General features: G+C 71.8%; 26 protein-coding genes. 8 read left to right on the top strand and 18 right to left on the bottom strand.

The genetic code is table 11. The annotated features are described in order from the left end of the window. Window positions 1–47: 47 nt before the first annotated feature. On the top strand, window positions 48–1,484 hold the full coding sequence (locus QM792_RS05560; RefSeq protein WP_415148324.1) for a S41 family peptidase: 1,437 nt from the start codon (window positions 48–50) through the stop codon (window positions 1,482–1,484). After that, window positions 1,481–2,257 (top strand): HesA/MoeB/ThiF family protein, encoded by a 777-nt coding sequence (locus QM792_RS05555; protein WP_415151585.1) that lies wholly within the window; start codon window positions 1,481–1,483, stop codon window positions 2,255–2,257. Before QM792_RS05560 ends, QM792_RS05555 begins: the two co-directional genes overlap by 4 nt. Here QM792_RS05555 and QM792_RS05550 read toward each other — a convergent pair. Next, on the bottom strand, window positions 2,245–3,330 hold the full coding sequence (locus tag QM792_RS05550; RefSeq protein ID WP_415148322.1) for a hypothetical protein: 1,086 nt from the start codon (window positions 3,328–3,330) through the stop codon (window positions 2,245–2,247). The two genes, QM792_RS05555 and QM792_RS05550, sit on opposite strands and share 13 nt — an antisense overlap. A 53-nt stretch (window positions 3,331–3,383) precedes the next feature. Here QM792_RS05550 and QM792_RS05545 point away from each other — a divergent pair, with 53 nt between their 5' ends. From QM792_RS05545 to QM792_RS05535, 3 genes are read left to right on the top strand one after another with little or no spacing between them, the layout of a single operon-like run. After that, the gene (locus QM792_RS05545; protein WP_415148320.1) at window positions 3,384–4,286 is read left to right on the top strand and encodes a TIGR00730 family Rossman fold protein; all 903 of its coding nucleotides are present in this window, start codon (window positions 3,384–3,386) and stop codon (window positions 4,284–4,286) included. An 11-nt stretch (window positions 4,287–4,297) separates the two neighbouring features. Then, window positions 4,298–5,227: an arginase gene (gene rocF / locus QM792_RS05540; protein ID WP_415148318.1), complete on the top strand. Its 930-nt coding sequence runs from the start codon at window positions 4,298–4,300 to the stop codon at window positions 5,225–5,227. Window positions 5,228–5,244: 17 nt separating this feature from the next. After that, on the top strand, window positions 5,245–5,961 hold the full coding sequence (locus QM792_RS05535; RefSeq protein WP_415148316.1) for a hypothetical protein: 717 nt from the start codon (window positions 5,245–5,247) through the stop codon (window positions 5,959–5,961). On the opposite strand, the gene QM792_RS05530 is transcribed toward QM792_RS05535, so the two are convergent. Together QM792_RS05530 and QM792_RS05525 are read right to left on the bottom strand one after the other, a co-directional pair. Beyond that, on the bottom strand, window positions 5,936–6,457 hold the full coding sequence (locus QM792_RS05530) for a thermonuclease family protein (protein WP_415148314.1): 522 nt from the start codon (window positions 6,455–6,457) through the stop codon (window positions 5,936–5,938). The two genes, QM792_RS05535 and QM792_RS05530, sit on opposite strands and share 26 nt — an antisense overlap. Next, a complete protein-coding gene (locus tag QM792_RS05525) occupies window positions 6,454–6,849 on the bottom strand; it encodes a YkvA family protein (RefSeq protein ID WP_415148313.1) in 396 nt (131 codons plus the stop codon). Before QM792_RS05525 ends, QM792_RS05530 begins: the two co-directional genes overlap by 4 nt. 124 nt (window positions 6,850–6,973) lie before the next feature. On the opposite strand from QM792_RS05525, the gene QM792_RS05520 reads away from it, so the two are divergent. After that, entirely contained in the window at window positions 6,974–8,239 is a 1,266-nt protein-coding gene (locus QM792_RS05520) for a GNAT family N-acetyltransferase (protein WP_415148311.1), read from the top strand. On the opposite strand, the gene QM792_RS05515 is transcribed toward QM792_RS05520, so the two are convergent. The 13 genes from QM792_RS05515 to QM792_RS05455 form a co-directional block, all read right to left on the bottom strand. Further along, complete coding sequence (locus QM792_RS05515; protein ID WP_415148309.1) at window positions 8,236–10,656, bottom strand: ligase-associated DNA damage response DEXH box helicase; 2,421 nt, start codon at window positions 10,654–10,656, stop codon at window positions 8,236–8,238. The genes QM792_RS05520 and QM792_RS05515 overlap by 4 nt on opposite strands. A 40-nt stretch (window positions 10,657–10,696) precedes the next feature. Then, window positions 10,697–11,527 (bottom strand): DUF429 domain-containing protein, encoded by an 831-nt coding sequence (locus QM792_RS05510; protein WP_415148307.1) that lies wholly within the window; start codon window positions 11,525–11,527, stop codon window positions 10,697–10,699. Beyond that, a complete protein-coding gene (locus QM792_RS05505; RefSeq protein ID WP_415148306.1) occupies window positions 11,524–12,402 on the bottom strand; it encodes an EamA family transporter in 879 nt (292 codons plus the stop codon). The genes QM792_RS05510 and QM792_RS05505 overlap by 4 nt, the downstream gene beginning before the upstream one ends. Window positions 12,403–12,412: 10 nt before the next feature. Beyond that, on the bottom strand, window positions 12,413–13,168 hold the full coding sequence (locus tag QM792_RS05500; RefSeq protein WP_415148304.1) for a choice-of-anchor D domain-containing protein: 756 nt from the start codon (window positions 13,166–13,168) through the stop codon (window positions 12,413–12,415). After that, complete coding sequence (locus QM792_RS05495; protein WP_415148302.1) at window positions 13,165–14,862, bottom strand: ATP-dependent DNA ligase; 1,698 nt, start codon at window positions 14,860–14,862, stop codon at window positions 13,165–13,167. The genes QM792_RS05500 and QM792_RS05495 overlap by 4 nt, the downstream gene beginning before the upstream one ends. Next, on the bottom strand, window positions 14,859–15,881 hold the full coding sequence (locus QM792_RS05490) for a ligase-associated DNA damage response exonuclease (protein WP_415148300.1): 1,023 nt from the start codon (window positions 15,879–15,881) through the stop codon (window positions 14,859–14,861). The genes QM792_RS05495 and QM792_RS05490 overlap by 4 nt, the downstream gene beginning before the upstream one ends. Continuing rightward, on the bottom strand, window positions 15,881–17,122 hold the full coding sequence (clsB, locus tag QM792_RS05485) for a cardiolipin synthase ClsB (RefSeq protein WP_415148298.1): 1,242 nt from the start codon (window positions 17,120–17,122) through the stop codon (window positions 15,881–15,883). Before clsB ends, QM792_RS05490 begins: the two co-directional genes overlap by 1 nt. Beyond that, window positions 17,119–17,916 (bottom strand): endonuclease/exonuclease/phosphatase family protein, encoded by a 798-nt coding sequence (locus QM792_RS05480; protein ID WP_415148296.1) that lies wholly within the window; start codon window positions 17,914–17,916, stop codon window positions 17,119–17,121. Before QM792_RS05480 ends, clsB begins: the two co-directional genes overlap by 4 nt. Before the next feature lie 31 nt (window positions 17,917–17,947). Then, window positions 17,948–18,406: a dihydroneopterin triphosphate diphosphatase gene (gene nudB, locus QM792_RS05475; protein WP_415148294.1), complete on the bottom strand. Its 459-nt coding sequence runs from the start codon at window positions 18,404–18,406 to the stop codon at window positions 17,948–17,950. 16 nt (window positions 18,407–18,422) lie between these two features. After that, entirely contained in the window at window positions 18,423–20,213 is a 1,791-nt protein-coding gene (gene aspS / locus QM792_RS05470) for an aspartate--tRNA ligase (protein ID WP_415148293.1), read from the bottom strand. 79 nt (window positions 20,214–20,292) lie between these two features. Then, window positions 20,293–20,928: a DUF502 domain-containing protein gene (locus QM792_RS05465; RefSeq protein WP_415148292.1), complete on the bottom strand. Its 636-nt coding sequence runs from the start codon at window positions 20,926–20,928 to the stop codon at window positions 20,293–20,295. Between the two features lie 25 nt (window positions 20,929–20,953). Further along, window positions 20,954–21,271 (bottom strand): FmdB family zinc ribbon protein, encoded by a 318-nt coding sequence (locus QM792_RS05460; protein ID WP_415148290.1) that lies wholly within the window; start codon window positions 21,269–21,271, stop codon window positions 20,954–20,956. Window positions 21,272–21,353: 82 nt separating this feature from the next. Continuing rightward, entirely contained in the window at window positions 21,354–22,361 is a 1,008-nt protein-coding gene (locus tag QM792_RS05455; RefSeq protein ID WP_415148289.1) for a P63C domain-containing protein, read from the bottom strand. A gap of 255 nt (window positions 22,362–22,616) precedes the next feature. Here QM792_RS05455 and QM792_RS05450 point away from each other — a divergent pair, with 255 nt between their 5' ends. Continuing rightward, window positions 22,617–23,741 (top strand): polyamine ABC transporter substrate-binding protein, encoded by a 1,125-nt coding sequence (locus QM792_RS05450; protein ID WP_415148287.1) that lies wholly within the window; start codon window positions 22,617–22,619, stop codon window positions 23,739–23,741. Between the two features lie 19 nt (window positions 23,742–23,760). On the opposite strand, the gene ubiB is transcribed toward QM792_RS05450, so the two are convergent. Both ubiB and QM792_RS05440 read right to left on the bottom strand, forming a co-directional pair. Next, window positions 23,761–25,305: a ubiquinone biosynthesis regulatory protein kinase UbiB gene (gene ubiB / locus QM792_RS05445; RefSeq protein WP_415148286.1), complete on the bottom strand. Its 1,545-nt coding sequence runs from the start codon at window positions 25,303–25,305 to the stop codon at window positions 23,761–23,763. Further along, window positions 25,302–25,850 (bottom strand): hypothetical protein, encoded by a 549-nt coding sequence (locus QM792_RS05440; RefSeq protein WP_415148285.1) that lies wholly within the window; start codon window positions 25,848–25,850, stop codon window positions 25,302–25,304. Before QM792_RS05440 ends, ubiB begins: the two co-directional genes overlap by 4 nt. A 101-nt stretch (window positions 25,851–25,951) precedes the next feature. On the opposite strand from QM792_RS05440, the gene galE reads away from it, so the two are divergent. Continuing rightward, on the top strand, window positions 25,952–26,986 hold the full coding sequence (gene galE / locus QM792_RS05435; RefSeq protein ID WP_415148284.1) for a UDP-glucose 4-epimerase GalE: 1,035 nt from the start codon (window positions 25,952–25,954) through the stop codon (window positions 26,984–26,986). Window positions 26,987–26,988 lie beyond the last annotated feature (2 nt).

The raw sequence follows: 26,988 nt of genomic DNA, 5'->3' as shown, positions 1-26,988 counted from the left end.
CACTGGCGCGCGCAAGAGGCACGAGCGGGCGCGAAAGGGTGTTTTGAATGGGTAGCAAATTGAAGGTCGCCGGGTGGTTGGCCGTGGGCGCCGTCGCCGGCGCGCTGACCACGATGCAGTTCCAGGCGATCGCCCGCAGTTCGGTCTCGGCGCTGCCGCTGGAGGAACTGCAGCAGCTCGCCGCGGTGTTCGGCATGGTCAAGAGCGACTACGTCGAGCCGGTCGACGAGAAGAAGCTGATCAACGACGCCATCTCCGGCATGGTCTCCGGGCTGGACCCGCACTCGCAGTTCTTCGACAAGAAGAGCTTCAAGGAATTCCGCGAAGGCACCACCGGCCGCTTCGTCGGCGTGGGCATCGAGATCGGCATGGAAGACGGCCTGGTCAAGGTGGTCTCGCCGATCGAGGGCTCGCCGGCCTTCCGCGCCGGGCTGAAGAGCGGCGACCTGATCACCAAGATCGACGACACCGTCGTCAAGGGCCTGACGATGGACCAGGCCGTCAAGAAGATGCGCGGCGAGCCCAACACCAAGGTGGTGCTCACGGTGTTCCGCAAGGCCGAGAGCCGCAGCTTCCCGGTGACCATCGTGCGCGAGGAGATCCGCGTGCAGAGCGTGCGCGCCAAGATGGTCGAGCCCGGCTACGGCTGGCTGCGCGTCACCCAGTTCCAGGACCGCACCGTCGACGACTTCGCGAAGAAGCTGGAAGACCTCTACAAGCAGGACCCGAACCTGAAGGGCCTGGTGCTCGACCTGCGCAACGACCCGGGCGGCCTGCTCGAAGGCGCGGTGGCGATCTCCTCGGCCTTCCTGCCGGCCGACGTGGTGGTGGTCAGCACCAACGGCCAGATCGCCGACTCCAAGGCCACCTTCAAGGCCGCGCCCGAGTACTACCTGCGCCGCGGCGGCAGCGACCCGCTCAAGCGCCTGCCCGAGGCGGTGAAGAAGGTGCCGATGGTGGTGCTGGTCAACGAAGGCTCGGCCTCGGCCAGCGAGATCGTCGCCGGCGCGCTGCAGGACCACAAGCGCGCCACCATCATGGGCGCGCAGACCTTCGGCAAGGGCTCGGTGCAGACGGTGCGCCAGCTCGGCCCCGACACCGCGCTGAAGATCACCACGGCGCGCTACTACACGCCCAGCGGCGCGTCGATTCAGGCCAAGGGCATCGTGCCCGACGTGATGCTCGACGAAACCGCCGAGGGCAACGTGTTCGCCGCGCTGCGCGTGCGCGAGGCCGACCTGGAAAAGCACATCGCCAGCGGCCAGGGCGCCGAGCAGAAGGACGCCGCCCGCGAGAAGGCGCGCGAGGAAGCGCGCAAGAAGCTCGAGGAAGAGGCCGCGAACAAGGCCGAGATCAAGCCGCTGCCCGAGTTCGGCAGCCCCGAGGACTTCCCGCTCGCCCAGGCGCTCAACCGCCTGAAGGGCAAGCCGGTGCTGGTGAGCAAGACCGCCGTCGAGCGCAAGGCCGAGGCGCAGAGCAACTGAGCCACGCCGACCTCAGCGACGCGCAACTGCTGCGCTACTCGCGCCACATCCTGCTCGACGAGATCGGGGTCGAGGGCCAGGCGCGCCTGCTCGCCGCCCGGGCGCTGGTGGTCGGCGCCGGCGGGCTCGGCTCGCCGGTGGCGCTGTACCTGGGCACGGCCGGCGTCGGCACGATCACGCTGGTCGACGACGACGCGGTCGACCTGACCAACCTGCAACGCCAGATCGCGCACACGCTGGCGCGCGTCGGCCAGGCCAAGGCGGTCTCGGCGGCGCAGGCGGTGGCGGCGATCAACCCGGAGGTGCGCGTGATCGCCTTGCGGGAACGCGCCGGCGCGGCGCGGCTCGACGCGCTGGTGGCCGGCGCCGACGTGGTGCTCGACTGCAGCGACAACTTCGCGACGCGCCAGGCCGTCAACGCCGCCTGCGTGGCGCGGCGCCGGCCGCTGGTGTCGGGCGCGGCGATCGGCTTCGACGCGCAGGTCTCGGTCTACGACGCGCGCGACGCGGCCAACCCCTGCTACGCCTGCCTGTTCCCGCCCGACGCGCCGGTCGAGGAAGCGCGCTGCGCGACCATGGGCGTGTTCGCGCCGCTGGTGGGCATCGTCGGCGCCGTGCAGGCGGCCGAGGCGCTGAAGCTGCTGGCCGGCGTCGGCAGCTCGCTGGCCGGGCGCTTGCAGATGCTGGACGCGCGCACGATGGCCTGGAGCGAGATCCGCGTGCCGCGCGCGCCGGGCTGCCCGGTGTGCGGCGCGCGCGCTCAGGCGCGGTAGCTGCGCGCGAACAGCGCATCCCAGGCCGCCAGCGCGGGCTTGGGCGAGAAGTCGCTCGCCGCCAGGCCGATGCTCGCGAACAGCGGCAGGTTGGGCGGCACGGGCGGCGGCAGGGCGGCCAGGTCGACGTCGGCGAACTGCAGGTGCAGCCAGGCCAGCGCATGCGCCGCATCCAGCAGCTCGGCGTGGCGCGTCACGTAGCGCGCCTGCAGCTCGGGTGACGAGACGATGGCGCCGGCCGACGCGCTGGCCCAGCCGCCTTCGACGACCATCACCGGCAGCGAGCGGCCGGCCACCAGCCGGCTGTAGTAGTCCACCGGCAAGTCCTCGGGCCGGCTCCAGCCCAGGTAGGGATACGACGACAGCCCCAGCACCTGCACGAAAGGAAAGTCGGCGAAGTCGTCGGCGACGCCCGCGAAGCTGCCCGCGCCCGCGAGCCGCCCCCAGGCCAGTTCCACCTGCACGCTGGCCATCAAGGTGGCCGGGCTGCCGGCCTCTCGCAGCGCCGCGGCGGTGTCGTTGGCGGTGCGCACGACGGCGGGGTAGAGCGAGGGCGCCGCCGCGCGGATCAGGTTGCTCTCGGCCACCAGGCCGATGAAGCGCGGCTGCAGCCTGCGATCCACCGCGAGCAGGTAGTCGCGGTACAGCCGCTGCACCGCCGGCTCGGTGATGCTGCGGCCGGCGGCACGCAGTTGCGGCGCTTCGCTCTCGCGCGCCAGGCCGTCGTTCAGGTCGCCCACGAAGATCAACTGCAAGCCCTTGCCGCGCAGGTAGCGCACCAGCTCGACCTTGTCGGCATCGAGAATGGCATCGGGCGTCTGGCCGGCCAGCAGCTTGGTCCACGGCACTTCCTCGTGGATGATCGCGAACTCGGCGCGGCGGCTCCACAGCTCGATGCCCCGGATCACGCTCTCCACCGTGGCACGCGGCGGGTTGGGCGAAAAACCCATGCGCCAGGTGCGCGTCGCGGCGGGCGCCGCCGTACCGCCGCCGCCGCACGCGCCCAGGCATGCCGCCGCCCCCGCCGCCAGCAGCGCGCGGCGTTGCCAGCCCCGTACATCGCCCGTCGTCATGGACAGTCCTTCGGCGCCGCTTGCGATGCGGCGACAAGGGTATTCTCCGCGCCATGGACAAAAAGACGGACCTGACCGCGCGCAACTTCCCGACCGCGGGAGAAGACGCGGAAGCGGCCATCGAGCCCTCGCGCTACGCCGGCGCGGAGAGCGCCTACCGGCTCGCCTTCACCGACACCGAGTTCCTGCTGCGCGAGGAACTGCGCCCGGTGCGCATGCAGCTCGAGCTGCTCAAGCCCGAGATGATCCAGAGCGAGCACGGCATCCGCTCGACCATCGTGATCTTCGGCAGCGCGCGCATCGCCGCGCCCGACGCCGCCCTCGCCCGCCTCGACGCCGCGCGCGCGACGGGCGACGCCGAGGCGATACGGCGCGCCGAGACGGCGGTGACGATGTCGCGCTTCTACGACGAGGCGCGGCGCTTCGCCGCCATCGTCACGCACAAGTCCGCCGAGATGTCCACGCCGGTCTACGTGGTCACCGGCGGCGGCCCCGGCATCATGGAGGCGGGCAACCGCGGCGCGCACGAGGCCGGCGGCAAGAGCATCGGGCTGAACATCGTGCTGCCGCACGAGCAGGCGCCCAACCCGTACATCACGCCGGAGCTGTGTTTCCAGTTCCACTACTTCGCGCTGCGCAAGATGCACTTCGTGATGCGCAGCATCGCGCTGGTGTGCTTCCCCGGCGGCTTCGGCACGCTCGACGAGCTGTTCGAGACGATGACGCTGACGCAGACCGGCAAGTCGCGCAAGCGCCCCATCCTGCTGTTCGGCCGCGAGTTCTGGACGCGCCTGATCGACTTCGACTGGCTGATCGAGACCGGCATGATCAGCCCCGGCGACGTGAACCTGTTCCGCTTCGTCGAAACCGCCGAGGAAGCCTGGGAGGTGCTCGCCGAGCACTACGGCTTCGACCTGCCCGAGACCCTCACGGGCGAGTTCGCCGACGACACCTGAGGAGAGCGCCGATGAATCCGACGAAGCAGGTCAGCCTGATCGGCGCGCCCACCGACATCGGCGCCGGCAGCCGCGGCGCGAGCATGGGCCCGGAGGCGCTGCGCGTCGCGCAGATCGTGCCGGTGCTCGAATCGCACGGGCTCGAGGTGGTCGACCGCGGCAACCTCGCCGGCCCGGCCAACCCCTGGCAGCCGCCGGTGGGCGGCTACCGCCACCTCGACGAGGTGGTGGCCTGGAACCGCGCGGTGCACGAGGCGGTGCACGCCGAGCTGGCGCTCGCCCGCCTGCCCATCCTGCTCGGCGGCGACCACTGCCTGGCGATCGGCTCGATCAGCGCGGTGGCGCGCCACTGCCGCGAGGCCGGCAAGAAGCTGCGCGTGCTGTGGCTGGACGCGCACGCCGACTTCAACACCAGCGCGCTGACGCCCTCGGGCAACATCCACGGCATGCCGGTGGCCTGCCTGTGCGGCCACGGGCCGAAGGAACTGGTCGAGATCGGCGGCGCGACGCCGGCGGTCAACCCGAAGGCGGTGCGCCAGATCGGCATCCGCAGCGTCGACCCGGGCGAGAAGCGCTTCGTGCACCAGGTGGGCCTGGAGGTGTTCGACATGCGCTACATCGACGAGATGGGCATGCGCCACACGATGGAGCTGGCGCTGGCCACGCTGGACGCCAACACGCACCTGCACGTGAGCTTCGACGTCGACTTCCTCGACCCGGAGATCGCGCCGGGCGTCGGCACCACCATCCCCGGCGGGCCGACCTACCGCGAGGCGCAGTTGTGCATGGAGATGATCGCCGACACCGGCCGGCTCGCCAGCCTCGACGTGATGGAGCTGAACCCGGCGCTGGACGTGCGCAACAAGACCGCGCTGCTGGCCGTCGACCTGATCGAGAGCCTGTTCGGCAAGAGCACGCTGATGCGCGAGCGGGACAATTGAAGAAGGAATCCTTCGTCATGATGAATACCAAGGCCTCGCTGATCGCGCTGTCGCTGGCCGGCGCCGCGCTGCTGCCCGCCTGCGGCGGCGGAGGCGGCGACTCGGGCAGCAGCGGCTTCATTCCGCCGACGAACGATTTCGCCGTGCTCGCCGGCTGGCAGAACCTGCTGGCCACGGGCGGCAGTTGGACGGTCACCGGCCGCGCCTCCGATGGCGGCAACTGGGAAGCGACGCTGCAGGCCACGCCGCAGCCCGCGGCGGCCTACCCGCCCACCGGCGCGAGCTACCCGCGCATGCGCATCGTCTCGACGGCCGCGCTCAACGGCGGCACGCCGGCGAGCGGCACGGTGGAGCACTTCCGCGACGCCGACCTCAGGCTCCAGGCGGTGCGCAACACCGGCTCCGTCGAGGTCTGCGCGACGTCGACCACGACGGCGCTGCCGCCGGCCGCCGCCAAGGTCGGCGCGCAAGGCCCGCTGGCGACGCTGAACAACCACGAAGACTGCGCGCCGGGCCGGCCCGCCGTGGGCAGCTCCACGGTGGCCTGGTCGCTGGAGTTCGAGCGCGGCGTCGTGCTGTTGTGCGTCAACAGCGAATCGCGCAATGCCGCGAATCAGTCGATCGGCAGCGAGAAGGATTGTTTCGAGATCCAGCCCGACGGCCGGCTCGGCACGAGGGCGCGCATCACCATCGTGCAGCCCGGCGTGCTCAATCTGACGATGAAGAACTTCTGAGCCGCGCCGGCGCGTCGCAAGGCCCGTGCGCCTTGCGGAACCGACTGGGTTCGAGCGCCCGCGCATCGGCGAACAGCCCGGCGCCGCGCTCGCGCGCCGCCTGTTCCTGCGCCGCATACGGCCCCGGCCGGCCGCGCCAGCGCGCGCTCCAGGCGTGGCCGCTCTCGACCATCCAGGCCGCCACGTCGCTGCCGTCGTCGAGGAACAGGCCGCCCAGCACGCGGCCGTGCACGTCGACGCCGTGCGTGGGCACCGCGACGTGCCGGTGCAGCACCCGCGCCTTCAGCGCCGCCGTCGCCTCGGCGCCGCCGGGCTGGCAGCGCTCGGGCGCGTCGATGCCGACCAGGCGAAGCTTGAGCGGCTTGCGCTGCGGCGGCGCGTCGTCGGGCCGCACCCAGATCGTGTCGCCGTCGCTCACGTGAGTGACGACGCCCGTCATCGAATGAGCCTGCGGCGCCGCCAGCAGCGCCAACGTCAGCGCCAGCGCCGCCCTCATGCCGCGGCGAAGGTGCGCAGCAGCCACCAGACGAACAGGCCGAACAGCAGCGCCCACACGAGCACGACCAGCGCCGCGCCCCACCACAGGCTCGGCAGCTTCTCCGTCGAGGCCTCGGCTTCGCGCAGGCGTGCTTCCCACAGCGGGCGCGGCGTCAGCCGCACCGCCAGCGCCACGCCCAGCGGCAGCAGGATCAGGTCGTCGAGCTGGCCGAGTACCGGAATGAAGTCGGGGATCAGGTCGATCGGGCTCGCGGCGTAGGCGATCACCGCAATCGCCACCCACTTCGCGGCGCGCGGCGTCTCGGGATGCCTGAACAGCTTCCACAGCGCGATCAGGTAAGTGGCCAGCCGCGCCCCGCGCGCCGCGCGCATCCATCGTTGCCAACGCATGCACGGATTGTGACGGATGCCCGCATCGCGGCCCCGCGCTCGCGCCATCCCGTGTCTAGGGGCAGACAGCATGGCCGGCTTGCGCCACCCTTCGCGGCTGCCAAAAACCGCAGGCCGTACACCATTGAAAGAAGACATCCGGGTCGAGCTGACGGCCGCCCCCCCGATCGCCGAACTGGCCGCCCAGTGGACGGAACTCGAGGCCCGTGCCGGCGCGGGCTTCTTCCTGTCCTGGACCTGGATCGGGAGCTGGCTGCGCTCGCTGCCGGCCGGGCTGAAGCCGCGCCTGCTGCGCGCGCAGCGCCACGGCCGCACCGTCGGGCTGGCGCTGCTGGTGCCGGCGGCCGACCGCACGCTGCCGCTGCTCGGCGGCCAGGCGCTGTGGCTGCACGCCACCGGCCGCGACGAGTTCGACCAGATCGCCATCGAGCACAACGGCCTGCTCACCGATGCGGCCGAGCCGGGCGCGCAGGCGGCGATGCTCGCGCACCTGTGCGGGCAGTTGCGGCCCTGGCGCCGCATCACGCTGCCGCACCTGGGCCCGGACGGCGTCGCGCTGCCGCGCCAGTTGCCGGCGCGCACCCTCGGCCGCAGCGTCGAGCAATCGAGCTGGGTGGTCGACCTGGCCGCGGTGCGCGGCGCGCCGTCGGGCTACCTCGGCATGCTCGACGCGAAGACGCGCTACGCGGTGCGCCGCAGCCGCGCCGCCGCCGAGGCGCTGGGCCCCGTCGAGCTGACGGTGGCGGCCACGCTGGCCGACGCGCAGCGCGCGATGGACGACCTGCGCCGCCTGCACGCGCTGCGCTGGAATGCGCGCGGCGGCGGCTCGTCCTTCCTCGCGCCGTTCACGCAGCGCTTCCACGCCGAGCTGCTGCCGGCCGCCTTCGCGCGCGGCGAGATCCAGGTGCTCAGCGTGCACGTCGGCGGCCGGCCGCTCGGCCATCTCTACAGCTTCGTGCGCGACGGTCGCATCAGCTTCTACCAGTCGGGCATCGACTACGAGATGCTCGGGCCCAAGATGTCGCCGGGGCTGCTGGTGCTGGCGCTGGCCATCGAGCACAACGCGGCGCTGGGCCACAGGCACTTCGACCTGCTCGGCGGCGCCGGCCACTACAAGAAGGCGCTGGCCACGCACACCGAGACGCTGCGCACGCTGGTGATCGAGCGCAGCGGCGTGCGCCGCTCGCTCGAAGCGGGCTTGCGCAGCCACGTCGTGCCGCTGCTGCAGCGCGCCAGCGGCGACCCGCTGCACTGGCGCGCCTGGCTGCGCAAGTGGACGATGCGCGCCGCGCTCGCGCTGTCGCTGCCGGTGCTCGCGCTGGTGGTGGACGGTTGCAGCGAATGCTCGGCCGCCCCGGCCGAGGCCACCCAAACCGCATCCACCCCTTAGCCGGCCACGCGCTCCGCCTCGCGCACGATGCGCTCGAGGCGATCGGCCAGTTTCTCGTTCGACAACTTCTCGCGGAAGCGCTCGACCATCAGCGGCAGCGCAAACGGGCTGACCGCCTTCAACTCGACGAAGTCCAGGCGCCGCGCGCGCAGCCGCGCCAGCGTGTGGTCCAGGCGCTCGATGTCCAGCTCCTGGCTGAGCACCTCGGCGCGCGCCTGCGCGAGCAGCAGGTTGCCGGCGTCGTGCTTGCGGAACACCTCGAAGAACAGGCCGCTGGAGGCCTGCAACTGGCGCATGCTCTTGGGCGCGCCCGGGTAGCCGCCGAACACCAGTCCGGAGACGCGCGCGATCTCGCGGAAGCGCCGCTGCGCCAGTTCGCCGGAGTTCAGGCTGGCGAGCACGTCGTCGAGCAGGTGCTCGGCGGCGAACAGGCGCTGGTCGAACAGCGCGTCCAGCGCCACCGGCGCGGCGCCGAGCAGCTCGAAGCCGTGGTCGTTGACGCTCAGGCTGAAGGTGTTGGGCGCGTCGCGCGCCAGCCGCCACGCGAAGAGGCTTGCCAGCCCGAGGTGCACGTAGCGCCCGGCAAACGGGTAGACGAACAGGTGCCAGCCCTCGCGCGAGCGGTACCGCTCGACCAGCAGGGTCTCGGGCGTGGGCAGGTGCGACAGCCGCGCCTGCGTGGCCAGCATGGGCGCGGCGGCGCGCATCTCGGGCTCGCCAGCGCCGGCCTCGTCGGCGAGCAGCTCCACCACCGCGTCGGCCAGCTCGGTCGACAGCGGCATGCGCCCGCCGGCCCAGGCGGGCACGATGCCCTTGTTCTGCGCCGCCGTGCGCACGTAGGCCGTCATCTCGCGCGTGCGCACGAACTCCAGCACGCGGCCGGCGAAGACGAAGCAGTCGCCCGGCCGCAGCCGCGCGATGAAGCTCTCCTCGATGCTGCCGATGGCGCCGCCGCTGAGGTACTTCACCTGCATCGTCGCGTCGCCGACGATGGTGCCCACCTGCAGGCGGTGCCGCTTGGCGATGGCCGGCTCGGTCACGCGGTACAGGCCGTCGACCCGGCGCACGCGGTGGTATTCCGGATAGACCGCCAGGCTCGCGCCGCCCTTCTCGACGAAGTCCAGCGCCCACTGGAACTCGGCGCGCGTCAGCGTGCGGAACGACCAGGCGCTGCGCAGTTCGTCGAACATCGCCTCGGCCTCGAAGCCGCCGCCCAGCGCCACGGTGACCAGGTGCTGCACCAGCACGTCCAGCGGCTTGTCGGGCACCGCGCGGCGCTCGATGCGGCCGGCCCGCGCGGCGCGGCGCGCGGCGGCGGCTTCCACCAGCTCCAGCGTGTTGGTGGGCACGATGGTGATGCGGCTCGGCCGCCCCGGCGCGTGGCCGCTGCGGCCGGCGCGCTGCAGCAGCCGCGCGATGCCCTTGGGCGAGCCGATCTGCAGCACGCGCTCGACCGGCAGGAAATCGACGCCGAGGTCCAGCGACGAGGTCGCCACCACCGCCTTGAGCCGGCCTTCCTTCAGCCCGGCCTCGACCCACTCGCGCACGCTCCTGTCGAGCGAGCCATGGTGCAGCGCCACCACGCCGGCCCAGTCGGGGCGCGCGTCGATCAGCAGCCGGTACCAGATCTCGGCCTGCGAGCGCACGTTGGTGAACACCAGCGTGGTGCCGCTGCGCGCGATCTCCTCGACCACCGGCGCGTGCATCTGCGCGCCGAGGTGGCCGGCCCAGGAGAAGCGCCCCGGGTTGGCGGGCAGCAGCGTGTCGATCACCAGCGTCTTGTCGATGCGGCCGCGCACCAGCGTGGCCGGCCGATCGCCGACCAGCACGCGCATCGCCTCGTCGAGATTGCCCAGCGTGGCCGACAGGCCCCACACCGCGAGCGCCGGGTTCCAGCGCGCCAGCCGCGCCAGCGCGAGCTGCACCTGCACGCCGCGCTTGTTGCCCATCAGCTCGTGCCACTCGTCGACCACCACGGTGTGCACGGCGCCCAGCTCGCGCGCGGCGTGTTCACGCGTCAGCAGCAGGCTGAGCGATTCGGGCGTGGTGACCAGCACGGTCGGCAGGCGGCGGTCCTGCCGGGCGCGCTCGGCGGCGGGCGTGTCGCCGCTGCGCTGGCCGATGCTCCAGGTGGGCGCGAGCGCGGGCAGCGTCTCGGCCAGCGCGCGCGTGGTGTCGGCCGCCAGCGCGCGCATCGGCGTGATCCACAGCACCTGCAAGGGCGGCGCGCCGCGCGCCGGCGCCGGCAGCGCGAGGCCGCGTGCCAGCGCCCCCATCCACACCGCGTGGGTCTTGCCGGCGCCGGTGGTGGCGTGCAACAGGCCGCTGCGGCCCGCGGACAGCGCGGCCCAGACCTCGCGCTGGAAGTCGAACGGCACCCAGCCGCGTTCGGCAAACCATGACTCGGCGGCACGCATCGGCGCGAGTGTGCCGCAGGCGCGCGGCGCCGGTGTCGGGTCAGGCGCTTGCCGCGCTGACGATCCAGCCTTCCAGCGGGTCGATCGCCGCCGGCAGGCCGAAGCCCGGCTCGCGCGCCGCCCAGGCGGCCTGCACGAGGCACAGCACCGCGTCCAGTTCGTCGCCCGACGGGTCGGCGGCCAGCGCGTCGCGCTGCGCGTGCGTCAGGCGCAGGCGCAGGCCGAGGCGGCTGCGGCCCTGCTCCAGCGCGTCGATCAGGTCCTTGCGCGCGATCAGGCGCTCGGGCGTCTGGCGGGCGCGCTCGTCGCTCTTGTACGAGCGCGCGCCGATCAGCTCGCGCGCCAGCAGGCCCGGGTAGGCTTCGAGCGCGACGCGCGCCGCATCGCCGGCGTGCAGCCCCGGCAGGTGCACACCGGCATCGAGCAGCAGCGGCACGCCGGCATGCAGCATGTAGGCCACCGGCGGGTTGACCCACTTCATCGAAGGCGACGAGCCGGCCGGGCCATCGCAGGCGCGGTGCGCGAACTTGGCCCCCGCAGGCCGCGCCGCGCAGAAGGCGGCGAAGGTGGCGCGGATCTCCGCGCGCGACAGCGACGCATAGTGGCGCATCAGCGGCAGCCACTCGCGCGGCCAGCCGAGCGCCTCGACCAGTTCGCGCGGCAGGCCGAAGGGAAAGTCGAACGCGCCCAGCCACGGGCCGGGCGTGCGCAGCCACTGCGCGAAGGACTCGAAGCTCTCGTGCCGGTCGAGCCGCGAGAGGCGCACGCTGCCGCCGTCGCTCGCGCCGAGCGCCACGGTGATCGGCTTGCGCCGCGTGGGCCGGCTGGTGAAGTCCACGCCGGCCATCAGCGGAAAACGCGGCGCCGTCATGCCGTCAACGCCACCACGCCGGCCGCGATCAGCGCCGCGCCGGCGAGACGCCAGCCGCGCTCGCGCTCACCCAGCAGCTGGCCGCCGAGCAGCGCGGCGAACAGCATCGAGAGCTCGCGCGCCGGCGCCACGTGCGACACCGGCGCCAGCCGCATCGCGTAGAGCACCAGCACGTAGGCCACCGGGCCGAACACCGCCACCACCAGCGCATGGCGCCACTGCGAGCGCCACACCTCGCGCATCGCGCGCGGGTCGCGCAGCGCGCCGGTCATCAGCATCGGCACGCGCAGCAGGTTGCCGAGCCAGTCGACCAGGATGGGCGAGATCGCCAGCACCGTCACCGCGTAGCCGTCGATCAGCGTGTAGGCGGCGATGGTCGCGCCGGTCAGCGCGCCGTAGCCGATGCCGGCGCGCACGCGCGCACGCTGCGCCGCATCGTGCGCGCGCGCCCACAGGCCCGGCCCGCCGGCGACCAGGAACACGCCGCCGACCACCAGCGCCACGCCGGCCAGGCCGGCGGGCGTGAGCCGCTCGCCGAGCAGCAGCACCGCGCCGCCGGCGCTGAGCAGCGGCCCGGTGCCGCGCGCCACCGGGTAGACCACCGTCAGGTCGGCGAGCCGGTAGCCGCGCAGCAGCGTGGTGAAGTACAGCACGTGCACCAGCGCGCTGGCCGCCAGCGCCGCCCACTCGCGCCAGCCCCACAGCGGCGCCACGCCCCAGACCGCCCACAGCCCGAGCGGCGCCCAGATCAGGCTGAGTTGCACCGAGACGACCAGCGCGAAGCGCGAGTCGCCGCCGGCGCGCTTGGCGACGATGTTCCACAGCGCATGCAGCAGCGCGGCGGCGAGCACCAGCGCGAGGGCGGACAGGGGCATGGGGCTCCGGCTAGCGTCCCGTGCCCGTCAGCGCCAGCGCGAGCCCGCCGTACTCGCCGTTGTAGGCATCGCGCACCAGCAGCGGCGTCGGCACCGAGATGCCGCTGAGCGTGGGCGCGAACGTCACGCTCAGGTTGCAGCTCGCGCCGACGGCCAGCGTGTCGGGGCAGTCGTGGCTGGCGCTCCAGCCGCTGCCGCTCGGGGCGGTGACGGTGATCGCATCGTCGGCATTGCCGATGTTGCGCACCACGTAGATCAGCGTCTTCGAGCTGCCGCGCGCCACGCTGTCGAAGTTGCCGTCGGCGCCGCCGCTGAAGGCGACGACGCCGGCCGCCGGGCTGAGCGCCGTCACCGCGCTGCCGCCGAGCGCGCGCGCCACCGCGCCGGCGTTGCTGGTCACGCGCAGCTCGCCGGCCAGCGTGCCGGCGGCGGCGGGCTCGTAGTAGACGGAGAGGAAACACTCCTCGCCCTCGTCGAGCCGCGCCGGGCAGGTGTGGCTGAAGCTCAGCCCGTCGCCGGCCAGCGTCGGCGCGACGTTCTCCAGCGGCTTCACGCGCGCCAGGCCGGCATCGCTGTTGCGCAGGCGGAAGTCGAGCCGCTTGCGCGTGCCGAGCAGCGTGGCGCCGAAGTCGCCGCCGGGCGTGCTCACCGCGTCGAGGCGCGGCTTGGGGTCGCGCTCGTCGATCTCGCCGCAGGCGGCCAGCGCGAGCAGCGCGACCATCGAAGCGAGCATCGGCGCGAGCGAAGTGCGGAATGTCGTCGTCATGGCGGCGATGCTACGCCCAGCAGTGCCTCCAGCGTCTGCAGGGTGTCGGCCTCGTGCAGCGGCTTGTCGCTTCGGATGCGCAGCATGCGCGGGAAGCGCACCGCGATGCCGCTTTTGTGGCGAGCGCTGCGCGCGATGCCCTCGAAGCCCAGCTCGAACACCAGCGAAGGCTTGACGCTGCGCACCGGGCCGAACTTCTCGATCGTGCTGCGGCGGATCACGCGGTCGACCTCGGCGAACTCGGCGTCGCTGAGCCCCGAATACGCCTTCGCGAAGGTGACGAGCTGCAATGCGCCGGGCTGCGCCGGCTCGCGCCGCTCGATCGCGTCGAGCACCGCCTGCGCCTCGGCGGCGTCGCGCGGCGCGCGGTTCCACACCGCGAAGCTGTAGTCGGTGTAGACGCTGGCGCGGCGGCCGTGGCCGGCCTGCGCGTAGACCAGCACCGCGTCGACCGACAGCGGCGCGATCTTCCACTTCCACCACGTGCCCTCGCTGCGCGTGCGCCCGCTGCCGTAACGTGCCTCGCGCTGCTTGAGCATCAGGCCCTCGACGCGGCGCTCGCGGGCGCTTTCGCGCGCGGCGGCCAGCGCCGCCCAGGAGTCGGCGGCCACCAGCGGCGAAAGCTGCAAGGGCGTGCCGCGCACGGCGGCTTCGAGCAGCGCGCGGCGCTCGTGCTGCGCGCTCGCGCGACGGTCTTCGCCATCGGCTTCCAGCAGGTCGTAGGCGATGAAGGCCACCGGCGCGTCGGCCAGCACCTTCTTCGTCAGCGTCTTGCGCGCGATGCGCTGCTGCAGCAGTTGGAAGGGCGCCAGCGCGCCGTCCTTCCAGGCGACGATCTCGCCGTCGAGCACGCTGCCGTCGGGCAGACTTCGCGCCGCCTCGGCGATCTCGGGAAAGCGCTCGGTCACCAGTTCTTCGCCGCGCGACCAGATCCAGCACTGCCCGGCGCGCCGCACGATCTGCGCGCGGATGCCGTCGTACTTCCACTCGACCAGCCAGTCCGACACCGGCCCGAGCCGGGCCTCGAACGCCTCCGGCGCGACGTCGAGCGCGTGCGCGAGGAAAAACGGATACGGCTGGCCGGGCGCGGCGCGGCCCGTGCCGGACGCCGCGCTCAGCGCTGCGAAGGCGGCCGCGTCGGGGCGCGCGCCGGCATCGGTGTAGCCCATCATGCGCTGCGCCACCAGCTTGGCGTCGAGCCCGGCGTGCGCCGCCAGCGCACGCTGCACCAGCAGCTTGCTGACGCCGACACGAAAGCCGCCGCCGATCAGCTTGACGAGCAGGAAGCGGCCCGCCGCATCGAGTTCGCCCCACCACTGCGCCAGGCGCTCGGCCTGTTCGGCGGGCGCGGCGCCGCGCAGCGGCAGCAGCCGCTGCTCGACCCATTGCGCGAGGCCCAGATCGCTTTCGTTCGCGGCCGGCGGCAGCACGTGCGCGATGGTCTCGGCGAGGTCGCCGACCGCCTGGTAGCACTCCTCGAACAGCCAGTCGGGAATGCCGGCGCGCTGCGCGGCGAGGCTGCGCAGCAGCGCGCCGGGCACGCCCTGGCGCGGCTTGCCGCCGGCGAGGAAGTAGGTGGCCCAGGCCGCGTCGGCCGGCGCCGCTTCGGCGTAGTAGCGTTGCAGCGCCTGCAGCTTGGCGCCGGTGGCCGGGCTCGCGTCCAGCTCGGCGTACAGGCGCGCGAAGCGCCTCATGATGCGCCCTCCTGCACATCCTCCTGCCCGTACTCGGTGCTGAACGACCCGGCCTGCAGGCCCTGCGCGGCGAGCCAGCGCACCATCACCGCCTCGTAGCCGTGGGTGACGATCACGCGGCTCGCGCCGCTGGCGCCGATCGCCGCCTGCAGGCCCGGCCAGTCGGCGTGGTCGGACAGCACGAAGCCGCGCTCCACGCCCTGCCTGCGGCGCGCGCCGCGCAGTTGCATCCAGCCGCTGGCGAAGGCGTCGGTGGCCGGGCCGAAACGTTTCATCCACGCCGAGCCGGCCGCCGAGGGCGGCGCGACCACCAGCGCGCGCGACAGCACGGCCTTGTCGTCCACCTCGGTGGCCAGGCGCGTGGCCGGCAGCGCGACGCCGGCGGCGCGGTAGGCCTGGTTGACGGCTTCCACCGCGCCGTGCACGAGGATGGGCCCAATTGCCGCATCGACGCCGGCCAGGATGCGCTGCGCCTTGCCGAAGCTGTAGCCGAACAGCACGCTGGCGCGGCCGGCCTCGGCGTTGGCGCGCCACCAGTCGTCGATGGCGGCGAACACCTCGGCTTGCGGCCGCCAGCGGTAGACCGGCAGGCCGAAGGTCGATTCGGTGATGAAGCAGTGGCAGCGCACCGGCTCGAAGGCCGCGCAGGTCGGGTTGTGGTCGCCCGCGCCGCTGACGAAGTAGTCGCCCGAGGCCACCCACACCTGGCCGCGGTGCTCGATGCGCACCTGCGCCGAGCCGAGCACGTGGCCGGCCGGGTGCAGGCTGATGCGCACGCCGCGCTGCTCGACCACTTCGCCGTAAGCGAGTGCCTGCAAGTCGATGCCGCCGAGCCGCGTGCGCAGCACGCCCGCGCCCGGTGCGGCGGCGAGGTAGTGCGCATGGCCGGCGCGCGCGTGGTCGGCATGCGCATGCGTGATCACCGCACGCTCGACCGGGCGCCAGGGGTCGATGAAGAAGTCGCCCGGCGGGCAGTACAGCCCTTCGGGCCGCTGCACCACCAGGTCGGGCTCGGCCATCAGTACCTCTTGCCGGCGATCATGATCATCAGCCGCATGCCGGCGTAGGCGATCCAGTTCGCCGCGCGCGTCAGCAGCGAGCGCCGCGCATGCGCGCCCGGCGCGACGCGCCGGCCCTGCTGGCCGATGGCGTGGCGCAGGTGGGTCATCAGCTCGGCGGCGAAACCGTCGTCGCGCACGAACACGTTGGCCTCGCGCGCCAGCAGCAGGCTGAAAGGGTCGAGGTTGGACGAGCCGACCGTGGCCAGCGCGCCATGCGGCGTGTCCATCACCGCCACTTTGGCGTGCAGGAAGCTGGTCTCGTACTCGATGATCTCGATGCCCGCCGCCAGCATCGGGCCGTACATGGCGTGGCTGGCGTGGAACTGCATGAAGTACTCGTAGCGCCCCTGCAGCAGCAGCGTGATCTTCACGCCGCGCCGCGCCGCGCGTATCAGCGCGCGCTGCAGCGTCACGCCCGGAACGAAGTAGGCGTTGGCGATGACGATCTCGTGGCGCGCCTGCGCGATCGCCAACCGGTACACGCTCTCGATGCGGCGGCGGAAGCGGAAGTTGTCGCGCAGCACCAGCGAGGCGCGCACGCCCGCGCCCATGCGCCGGCTGTACGTCTGCTCCTCGACGCCGGCGTCGGCCACCGCGCGCACCGCCGCCAGCGCGCCCTCGGCGTCCACCTGGCGCAGCTTGCGCGCCGTCTGCAGGCGCCACCACAGGCGCGTCATCGTGTGGTGCACGTCGTCGACCAGCGGGCCGCGCACGCGCACCGCGAAGTCCAGGCGCGGCTCGTCGAGCGCGCCGTGGTTGGGGTCGTGGAAGTCGTCGAGCAGATTGATGCCGCCGCAGAAGGCCAGGCGCCCGTCGACCACGCAAAGCTTGCGGTGCAGGCGCCGCCAGCCGCGCGGCATCAGCAGCCGCCAGCCGCGCGCCGGGTTGAAGACGCGCCAGCGCACGCCGGCGGCGGCCCAGCGCCGCGTCCACTCGGGCGGGATCTCGCCGGTGCCGACGCCGTCGACCACCACCCGGACCGCGACGCCGCGCGCCGCGGCGCGCTCGAGCGCCTCGGCCACCGTCAGCGCCGAACGCGTGAAGTCGAAGATGTAGGTCTCCAGCATCACCTCGCTGCGCGCCGCGTCCATCGCCTCGACCAGCGCCGGGAACAGCGCGGCGCCGCCCTTGAGCAGCGTCAGCTCGTGCTCGGCGCGCGGCACGTCGCCGCCCTTCGCGCGCGCCTTCGCGGCGTTCATTCCGCCACGAACTCCGCGACCAGCGGCAGGTGGTCGGACATGCGCGCCCAGGCGTTGCCGCGCGGCACGCTGGTGGCCACGCAGCGCAGCCCGCGCGTGTAGATGCGGTCGAGCGAGAACACCGGCACGCGCGACGGAAAGGTGTTCAGCCGCGCCGCGGCGGAGCCCTCGACCGTGGCGCGCGCCAGGCCGGCGGCGCGCATCGGCGCGTCGAGCTTCTCGCCCCAGTCGTTGAAGTCGCCGGCCACCACCAGCGTCTCGCGCTGCGGCACGTGCGCCGTGATGAACTCGGCCAGCCGCTCGACCTGGCGCACGCGGCTGGAATGCATCAGCCCGAGGTGCGCCACCACGGCGTGCACGCGCACGCCGTTCCACGTCACCGGCACGTGCAGCAGGCCGCGCTGCTCGAAGCGGTGGTCGCTCACGTCGTGGTGGCCGATGTCGCCGATCGGCCAGCGCGACAGCAGCGCGTTGCCGTGCTCGCCGTGGCGCGTGACGGCGTTGGTGCGGTAGGCCACCTCGTAGCCCTCGGGCGCGAGGAACTCGGCCTGGCCCTCGCGCGGCCAGCCGAACCAGGTGCGGTCGAACTGGCGCGCGTCGCGGTGGTGGAAGCTGCGCACCTCCTGCAGGAACACCAGGTCGGCGTCGAGCGCCTCGATGCCCAGGCCGAGGTTGTGGATCTCCAGCCGCTTGCGCGGCCCGACGCCGCGCACGCCCTTGTGGATGTTGTAGGTGGCCACGCGCAGACCACCGGCCAGGCCGGTGGTGTCGGCCAGCGAGGGATGACGCTTCATGCGGGCAAGCATAGCGTCGCCGGCCGCCGCCTCACATGAAGCGCGGCAAGTGCAGGATGGCCTCGGCGTTGCTGAACGAGAAGCAGGCGTCGGCCGCCTCGCGCCACGGCAGCCAGCGCCAGGCCAGGTGCTCGCGCGGCGACAGCGTCACCGCGATGTCGCGCGGCACGACGAGGCCGAAGACGTGTTCGGTGTTGCGCGTCACGCCCGGCGCGTAGCGGTGCCGCCAGGCCGGGAAGATATCGTAGACATTGCGCAGGTTCCAGTCGACGAGCGCCGCGCGCGGCACGGCCGGCGAGCCGACCACGATGCCGGTCTCCTCGGCCACCTCGCGGATCGCGGTCTGCTCGAAGCGCTCGTCCTCGCGGTCCTTCGAGCCGGTGACGCTCTGCCAGGTGCCCGGCGCGTCGGCGCGCTCGATCAGCAGCACCTCGCGCTCGCGCGTGTGGATCACGACGAGCACGGACTCGGGGATCTTGCAGGGCCGCACGGCGCAGCCCTTCCGATCAACCCGCCGGCGTCGGGTTGCGCAGGCGGATGTGCAGCTCGCGAAGCTGCTTCTCGTCGACCGCGCTCGGCGCGTTGGTCAGCAGGCACTGCGCGCGCTGCGTCTTGGGGAAGGCGATCACGTCGCGCAGGCTCTCGGCGCCGGTCATCAGCATCACGAAGCGGTCCAGGCCGATCGCGATGCCGCCGTGCGGCGGCGCGCCGTATTGCAGCGCGTCGAGCAGGAAGCCGAACTTGGCCTGCGCCTCCTCGGCGTCGATCTTCAGCGCGCGGAACACCTTGCTCTGCACTTCCTCGCGGTGGATACGCACCGAGCCGCCGCCCAGCTCGATGCCGTTGAGCACCACGTCGTAGGCCTTGGCGATGCAGCGGCCGGGGTCGGACTCGAGCCAGTCCTCGTGGCCGTCCTTCGGGCTGGTGAACGGGTGGTGCACCGCGTTCCAGCGCTGCGCCTCGCCGTCGTACTCGAACATCGGGAAGTCGACCACCCACAGCGGCTCCCACTGCCCCTGCACCAGGCCGCGCGCGCGGCCGAACTCGCTGTGGCCGATCTTGATGCGCAGCGCGCCGATGGCGTCGTTGACGACCTTGGCCTTGTCGGCGCCGAAGAAGATCAGGTCGCCGTTGGCCGCGCCGGTGCGCGCGAGGATGTCGGCGACCGCCTTGTCGTGCAGGTTCTTGACGATGGGCGACTGCAAGCCCTCGCGGCCCTTGGCCGTGTCGTTGACCTTGATCCACGCCAGCCCCTTGGCGCCGTAGATCTTGACGAACTCGGTGTAGGCGTCGATCTCGCCGCGGCTCATCTCGCCGCCGCCGGGCACGCGCAGGCCGACGACACGACCGTCGGCGGCGTTCGCCGGGCCGGAGAACACCTTGAAGTCGACGTCGCGCATGCTGTCGGTCAGCTCGGTGAACTCGAGCTTGACGCGCAGGTCGGGCTTGTCCGAGCCGTACAGGCGCATCGCGTCGGCGTACTTCATCACCGGGAAGGCCGGCAGCTCGACGCCGATCGCGTGCTTGAAGGTGCTGCGGATCATGCCCTCGAACATGGTGCGGATCTCCTCCTCGGTGAGGAAGGAGGTCTCGATGTCGATCTGCGTGAACTCGGGCTGGCGGTCGGCGCGCAGGTCCTCGTCGCGGAAGCACTTGACGATCTGGTAGTAGCGGTCGAAGCCGGCCACCATCAGCAACTGCTTGAAGAGCTGCGGGCTCTGCGGCAGCGCGAAGAACATGCCGTCGTGCACGCGGCTGGGCACGAGGTAGTCGCGCGCACCCTCGGGCGTGCTCTTGGTGAGCATCGGCGTCTCGATGTCGATGAAGCCGTTGGCGTCGAGGAACTTGCGCACCTCCATCGCCACGCGGTAGCGCAGCATCAGGTTGCGCTGCATCGGCGGGCGGCGCAGGTCGAGCACGCGGTGCGTCAGGCGCGTGGTCTCGCTGAGGTTGTCGTCGTCGAGCTGGAACGGCGGCGTCACCGAGGCGTTGAGCACCTCGATCTCGTGGCACAGCACCTCGACCTTGCCACTGGTGATGTTGGCGTTGGTGGTGCCGGCCGGGCGCTCGCGCACCTTGCCGGTGATCTTCAGGCAGAACTCGTTGCGGATGTCCTCGGCGACCTCGAACATCTCGGGGCGGTCGGGGTCGCAGACCACCTGCACGAGGCCCTCGCGGTCGCGCAGGTCGACGAAGATCACGCCGCCGTGGTCGCGGCGGCGGTGCGCCCAGCCCATCAGCGTGACGGTCTGGCCGAGCAGGGCCTCGCTGACGAGGCCGCAGTAGGTGGTTCTCATGGTGTTCTCCGGAATGCTGGTGCGAAGGGCGTGCGCGGCGGGGGCGAGGGGTGGCGGCGGGACGCCGCGCGCCACCCCCTCAATTTCGGATCGCGCCGGCCGGCGAGGGCGGCGCCACCACACCCATCGAGATGACGTACTTGAGCGCCTCGTCGACGCTCATCGCGAGTTCGATCACGTCGCGCCGCGGCACCATCAGGAAGAAGCCCGAGGTGGGGTTGGGCGTGGTCGGCACGTAGACGCTGAGGTAGTCGCCCGCCAGATGGTGGGCCGCCTCGCCGCCGGGCTTGCCGGTGACGAAGGCGATGGTCCAGGCGCCCTCGCGCGGGTACTGCACCAGCACGGCTTCGCGAAAGGCGTTGCCGCTGCTGGAGAACAGCGTGTCCGAGACCTGCTTGGTCGAGTTGTAGATCGACTTGACGATCGGGATGCGGTTGAGCAGCCGGCTGCCCTGGCGCAGCCACCACTGGCCGACGATGTTGGTGGCGAAGATGCCGGTCAGCAGCAGCGAGACGATGGTCACCACCAGGCCGAGGCCGGGGATGCGGCGCAGCATCTCCAGCGGCTCGGTGGCCGAGGCCGGCAGCAGCGCCTGCCCGGCGCTGAGGAACCAGCCGAAGATGCCGTCGAGCACGCCCAGCGCCGAGGTCACCACCCAGACGGTGAGCGCGAGCGGCAGCCAGACCAGCAGGCCGGCGATCAGGAATTTCTTCACGTGGGGGGCAGCCGATGTCGGGCGGTCAATGGCAGGCGCACGAGCCGCCGCAGCCGGCGGCCGGCGCGGCGCTGGCCGCGCTGCCGCCGCCGCTGTCGGCGGCCGGGGGCGCGGCCGCCGGCGCATCGCTCTTGGCCTCGGCGGGCTTGGCGGCCGCGCCGCCGCCCTTGAAGTCGGTGGCGTACCAGCCCGAACCCTTGAGCTGGAAGCCGGCCGCGGTGAGCTGCTTCTCGAAGCGCTCGGCGCCGCAGGCCGGGCAGGTGGTCAGCACCGGATCGGAGATCTTCTGCAGCACGTCTTTCGCGTGGCCGCAGGCGGTGCAGCGATAGGCGTAGATCGGCATGGCTAAACCCTTGATTCGGCAAGGAAAACCGTAAATTATACGGCGCCGCCCGACGAAGTCGGCGATGCCGACGAAGAAGAGACTAGGACTTGGCAAGCGGCGCGGGCACCGCAAAGTCCACTTCCTGCTGCCCACCGAATCGCTCCACGATCTTCGCCTCGTAGGCGCGCTCATCGTCGCCGGACGACTCGGCCATTTCAAGCACCCGGCCGATCTGCATGCGCAGCGCACGCGCACCAATCTCGTTGAGGAACTGGAACAGGTATCGCTTTTGCTCCCCGTCCTTGGCCTTGAGCGCGCGCAGCAGCTCCAGCAGCTTGCCATTGCTCTTGGCCAGGGGAAAGTAGATGTGCTTGCGCGTCAGGTGCATGAACTGCCACGGCTTGCCGCGCACCGGGAGCGGAATCTTGTACAGCCGCTGCCAGGCCAGGTACAGCTCGTTCGGGAATTCGGCCTCGTACTTCTTGGCCTCTTCCTGCACGTACACCTTGAAGGCGTGGATGACCTCCTCGATCTCGGGGCGATAGCCGGCCAGGGCATAGACAAGACCCTTGATGCCAGCCTTGGCCGAGGCGCCGTTGATGATGGCCGCCTGCTGGACGACCTTCTCGTATCGCTTGCCGAGCCGGCCTTTTCGGTCGGCATCGGCGATGGCGTTGCAGACCTCGATAAGCAGCGCGGCGTCGTAGCCGTGCAGCGTGGTCGGCGGCTGTTCGGCGCCGCCGCTGCCCCATTGAATCAAGAGGGGTTTTTCGAGTTTCGCGCGAAGGTCGGCGTCGACGGACTCGGCCATCGCGATGCTGGCGATGAATCGTGGCAAGGCGTTGCCTCGAACCGAGAAGCCGAGAACCTTCGCCATGCCGGTCTGGCTGATGACGGCCGTGCGCTGCGCATCGTCCATGACGTAGCAGTCCACGTCCACACCGAAGTCATCCTTGAAATTGCCCTTCCTGATCGCTCGAAGAGGCTTCCCGCCCCACCGCGCCACGGCTCCTTTCCGGGCGCGCTCGGACAACTGGTCTTTTGTCATCTTGGCCGCCACGGCGACGCCACCTTTCGCGCGCCCGCTGATCAGTTTGCTGTCCGTCATTGCAAGCATTCATTCAGTGTCTATTTGCTTGCATTATGAGCAAGCATTACACGGAATGCAAGCATGCGCGCCGCTGCTGCGGCGGCGGCTTTCATCGAGGACCGGCCAGACCGGATCACCCAGCGGGTGCAACCGACCACGCACGGGCACGGCCCTCCCGCCGCCCGCACTTCTAGAATCCGCGCGTCCACCGCCGGCCGCGGGCCGGCGTTTTGCTTCCACCCATCCATCGCACACATCGAGAAGGAGTCCGCTGTGATCGACAGCCCGTTCAAGAGCCTCGTCGCCGCCTGCAGCGCCGTGATCGCGCTGGCCGGCCTCGTTCCGGCCGCGGCGGCGGCCGAGCCGGAGGCCAAGGTCCTGAACATCTACAACTGGTCGGACTACATCGCCGACGACACGATCCGGAATTTCGAGAAGGAAACCGGCATCAAGGTCAACTACGACAACTACGACGCCAACGAGGTGCTGCACGCCAAGCTGGTGGCGGGCAAGAGCGGCTACGACATCGTCGTGCCGGGCGCCCACTTCGCGAAGCAGCAGATCGAGGCCGGGCTGTTCCAGAAGCTCGACCGCGCGCAACTGAGCAACTGGGGCAACCTCGACCCGGCGATCCTCGCGCAGATGGCCAAGGTCGACCCGGGCAACCAGTACCTGGTCGACTGGCTGTGGGGCTACGTGACGGTGGGCATCAACGTCGCGCAGGTGAAGAAGGCGCTCGGCGCGCTGCCGATGCCGGAGAACCCCTGGTCGCTGCTGTTCGACCCGCAATACGCGGCCAAGCTGAAGTCCTGCGGCGTGAACTTCCTCGACTCGGCCTCGGAAGTGCTGCCGGTGGCGCTGCTGTACGCCGGCAAGCCGGGCTACAGCCGCAGCGCCGCCGACTACCCCGCCGCCGCCGAGCTGCTGAAGAAGGTGCGCCCCTACGTCACGCGCTTCTCGTCGTCGGGCTACATCAACGACCTGGCCGGCGGCTCGCTGTGCGCGGTGATGGGCTACTCGGGCGACATCAACATCGCCCGCGCGCGCGCGCTCGACGCGAAGAAGGGCGTCGAGATCGAGGCGCTGGTGCCCAAGACCGGCGCGACGCTGTTCTTCGACTCGATGGCCATCCCGGCCGACGCGCCGCACCCGAAGAACGCGCACCTGTTCATCAACTACATCATGCGCCCGCAGGTGCATGCCTCGCTGACGAACAAGGTGTTCTACGCGAACCCCAACAAGGCCTCGCTGAAGTTCATCGCCAAGGACGTGGCCGAGAACAAGACCATCTTCCTGAGCGCCCAGGACTTGGCCGGCATGGTCTCGCCGGACAGCCTGCCGCAGGACATCCGACGCGTGCAGACGCGCACCTTCACCAACTTCAAGGCCGGGCGCTGAGCCGCGCCGCGGCCGGCGCTCAGTACAGCAGCACCAGCATCAGCAGCGCGCCGGCCGCGAACCCGCACAGCGCCGCGACCAGCGCGCGCAGCAGCCGGTTGGTGCGGCGCTGCTCGACCAGCAGCGCCTCGAGCAGCGGCCGCTCGGCGGCGGCGGTGTCGCGTTGCAGCGCCTGGTGCACCAGGCGCGGCAGCTCGGGCAGCAACTGGGCGTAGCGCGGCGCCTCGTTCTGGAGCCGCGCCGCCAGGCCCTGCCAGCCGATCTGCTCGCGCATCCAGCGCTCGAGGAAGGGCTTGGCGGTGGTCCACAGGTCCAGCTCCGGGTCGAGCTGGCGGCCCAGGCCCTCGACGTTGAGCAGCGTCTTCTGCAGCAGCACGAGCTGCGGCTGGATCTCGACGTTGAAGCGCCGCGAGGCCTGGAACAGCCGCAGCAGCACCTGGCCGAGCGAGATGTCCTTCAGCGGACGGTCGAAGTGCGGCTCGCAGACGGCGCGGATCGCGCCTTCGAGCGCGTCGACGCGCGTTTCCTTCGGCACCCAGCCGCTTTCCACGTGCAGCTCGGCCACGCGCTTGTAGTCGCGCCGGAAGAAGGCGATGAAGTTCTGCGCCAGGTAGTCCTTGTCGAACTCGGTGAGCGTGCCCACGATGCCGAAATCGAGCGCGATGTAACGGCCGAAGGTGGCCGCGTCCACGCTGACCTGGATGTTGCCCGGGTGCATGTCGGCGTGGAAGAAGCCGTCGCGGAACACCTGCGTGAAGAAGATCGTCACGCCGTCGCGCGCCAGCTTGGGGATGTCGACGCCGGCCTCGCGCAGCCGCTGCACCTGGCTGATCGGCACGCCCTTCATGCGCTCCATCACGATGACGTTGTGCGTGCACAGCGGCCAGATCATCTCGGGCACCATCACCAGGCCCAGGCCGTCCATGTTGCGGCGCAACTGCGCGGCGTTGGCGGCCTCGCGCACGAGGTCGAGCTCGTCGTGCAGGTAGGTGTCGAACTCGGCCACCACCTCGCGCGGCTTCAGGCGCTTGCCGTCGGCCGACAGGCGCTCTATCCAGGCCGCCAGCGTGCGCATCAGCGCCAGGTCGCCGTCGATCACGTCGAGCATGCCGGGGCGCAGCACCTTGACGGCCACCTCGCGGCCGTCCTGCAGCGTCGCGAAATGCACCTGCGCGATCGAGGCGCTGGCCACCGGCTCGGCGTCGAAGCTGGCGAACACCTCCTCGACCGGCCGCCGGAACGCCGCCTCGACCAGCGCGCGCGACTGCGCGGCCGGGAACGGCGGCACGCGGTCCTGCAGCTTGGCCAGCTCGTCGGCGTAGTCGGGCGGCAGCAGGTCGCGGCGCGTCGACAGCACCTGGCCGAACTTGACGAAGATCGGGCCGAGCCGCTCCAGCCCCTGGCGCAGCCGCACGCCGCGCGGCTGGTCGGGGCGCCGGCCTATCGTCAGGATGCGCACCAGCGCGCGCAGCCAGCGCTGCCGGAAGCTGCCGAGCGCCAGCTCGTCCAGCCCGTAGCGCAGAACCGTGACGCAGATGAAGACGAGGCGGCCGACGTGCCTCATCGCGGCGGCGGCGCGTCCGCGCCGGAACCACGCAGCCGCGAGGCCAGCGAGCCGATGCCGCGCACCGCCTCGCGCAGCGCCGTGGCCACGCCGGCGCCGAACTTCGCCAGCTCGCGCGCCGGCGCGTCGCCGACGAAACGCGCCAGGTCGTCTTCCAGGTCCCAGCGCAGGTTGTCGAACAGCCAATTGACGTCGGCGGCGAACTGCGCGTCGCCGGCCACCTCGATGCGCGGCTTGTCGCCGGCCAGCGCCTGCATGAAGGCCAGCGCCGGGTTCGACGCGTCGACCGAGACGCGCAGGCCGGGCGCCTCGGGCACGGCCTCGCCGCAGCGCTCGAGCAGCCCGGCCGGCGTGACGCGGATCGCCAGCGGCGGCACGGCCGGCAGCAGAGCGGGCCAGCCCTCCAGCGTCAGCAGCAGGCTGCGGCCGGCATGCGGCTGCAGGCGCTGCACCGCGACCGGCTCGCTGGCGATGACGTGGTTGGCGAGAAGAAGGGCGCGCTCGATCACCGCCGTGGAGGCGAGCGCTTGCAGGCTGTGCAGCATTCACGGATTGTAGGCAAGGCCGCCACGCGCCCCCCAAGGTCGAGGGCGCGGCGCGGCCGCTCTCGGGGAAGAATCGCCGCAGTTGCATCCGACCTCCACCAATGACCACCCGCCGCCCCACCGTCCTGCTCACCGGCGCCACCGGCTACATCGCTTCGCACACTTGGCTGGCCCTGCAGGCCGCCGGGCTGCGCGTGCTCGGCATCGACGACTTCTCGAACAGCTCGCCCGAGGTGCTGGCGCGGCTCGAGCACCTGTCGGGCGAACGCCCCGAGTTCGAGCGCGCCGACGTCTGCGACGCCGCGGCGCTCGAGCGCCTGTTCGCCGCCGAGCGCATCGACGCGGTGGTGCACTTCGCCGCCTTCAAGGCGGTCGGCGAGAGCAGCGCCAAGCCGCTGGAGTACTACCGCAACAACATCGGCGGGCTGGTGACGCTGGCGCGCACCATGCAGCGCCACGGCTGCCGGCGCCTGGTGTTCAGCTCCAGCGCCACCGTCTACGGCCAGCCCGAGAAACTGCCGATCACCGAGGACGCGCCGCTGTCCACCACCAACCCCTACGGCGCCACCAAGCTGATGGGCGAGAACATCCTGCGCGACCTGGAGCGCTCCGAGCCGGGCTGGGCGATCGCGCTGCTGCGCTACTTCAACCCGGTGGGCGCGCACGAGAGCGGCCTGATCGGCGAGGCGCCGCAGGGCACGCCGAACAACCTGATGCCCTACGTGACGCAGGTGGCGGTGGGCCAGCGCGACAAGCTGCGCGTGTTCGGCAACGACTACGACACGCCCGACGGCACCGGCGTGCGCGACTACATCCACGTGCTCGACCTCGCCGACGGCCACGTCGCCGCGCTGCGCCGCCTGCTCGACGGCGGCGACTCGTTCACCGTCAACCTCGGCACCGGCCGCGGCTACAGCGTGCTGGAAGTGATCCGCGCCTTCGAGCGCGCCAGCGGCCGCGCCGTGCCCTACGAAGTGGCGCCGCGCCGCCCCGGCGACATCGCCGCCTGCTACGCCGACCCCTCGCTGGCCCAGCGCCTGCTCGGCTGGCGCGCCGGCCGCGGGCTGGAGGCGATGTGCGCCGACAGTTGGCGCTGGCAGGTGATGAATCCGAACGGCTTCGCGCCGGCAGGCTGAGG

This window comes from Piscinibacter sp. (assembly GCF_047600445.1).
Taxonomy (GTDB): Bacteria; Pseudomonadota; Gammaproteobacteria; order Burkholderiales; family Burkholderiaceae_C; genus Piscinibacter.
The sequence above is the reverse complement of the archived record's forward strand: the minus strand, read 5'-3'. Positions and strand labels throughout refer to the sequence as shown.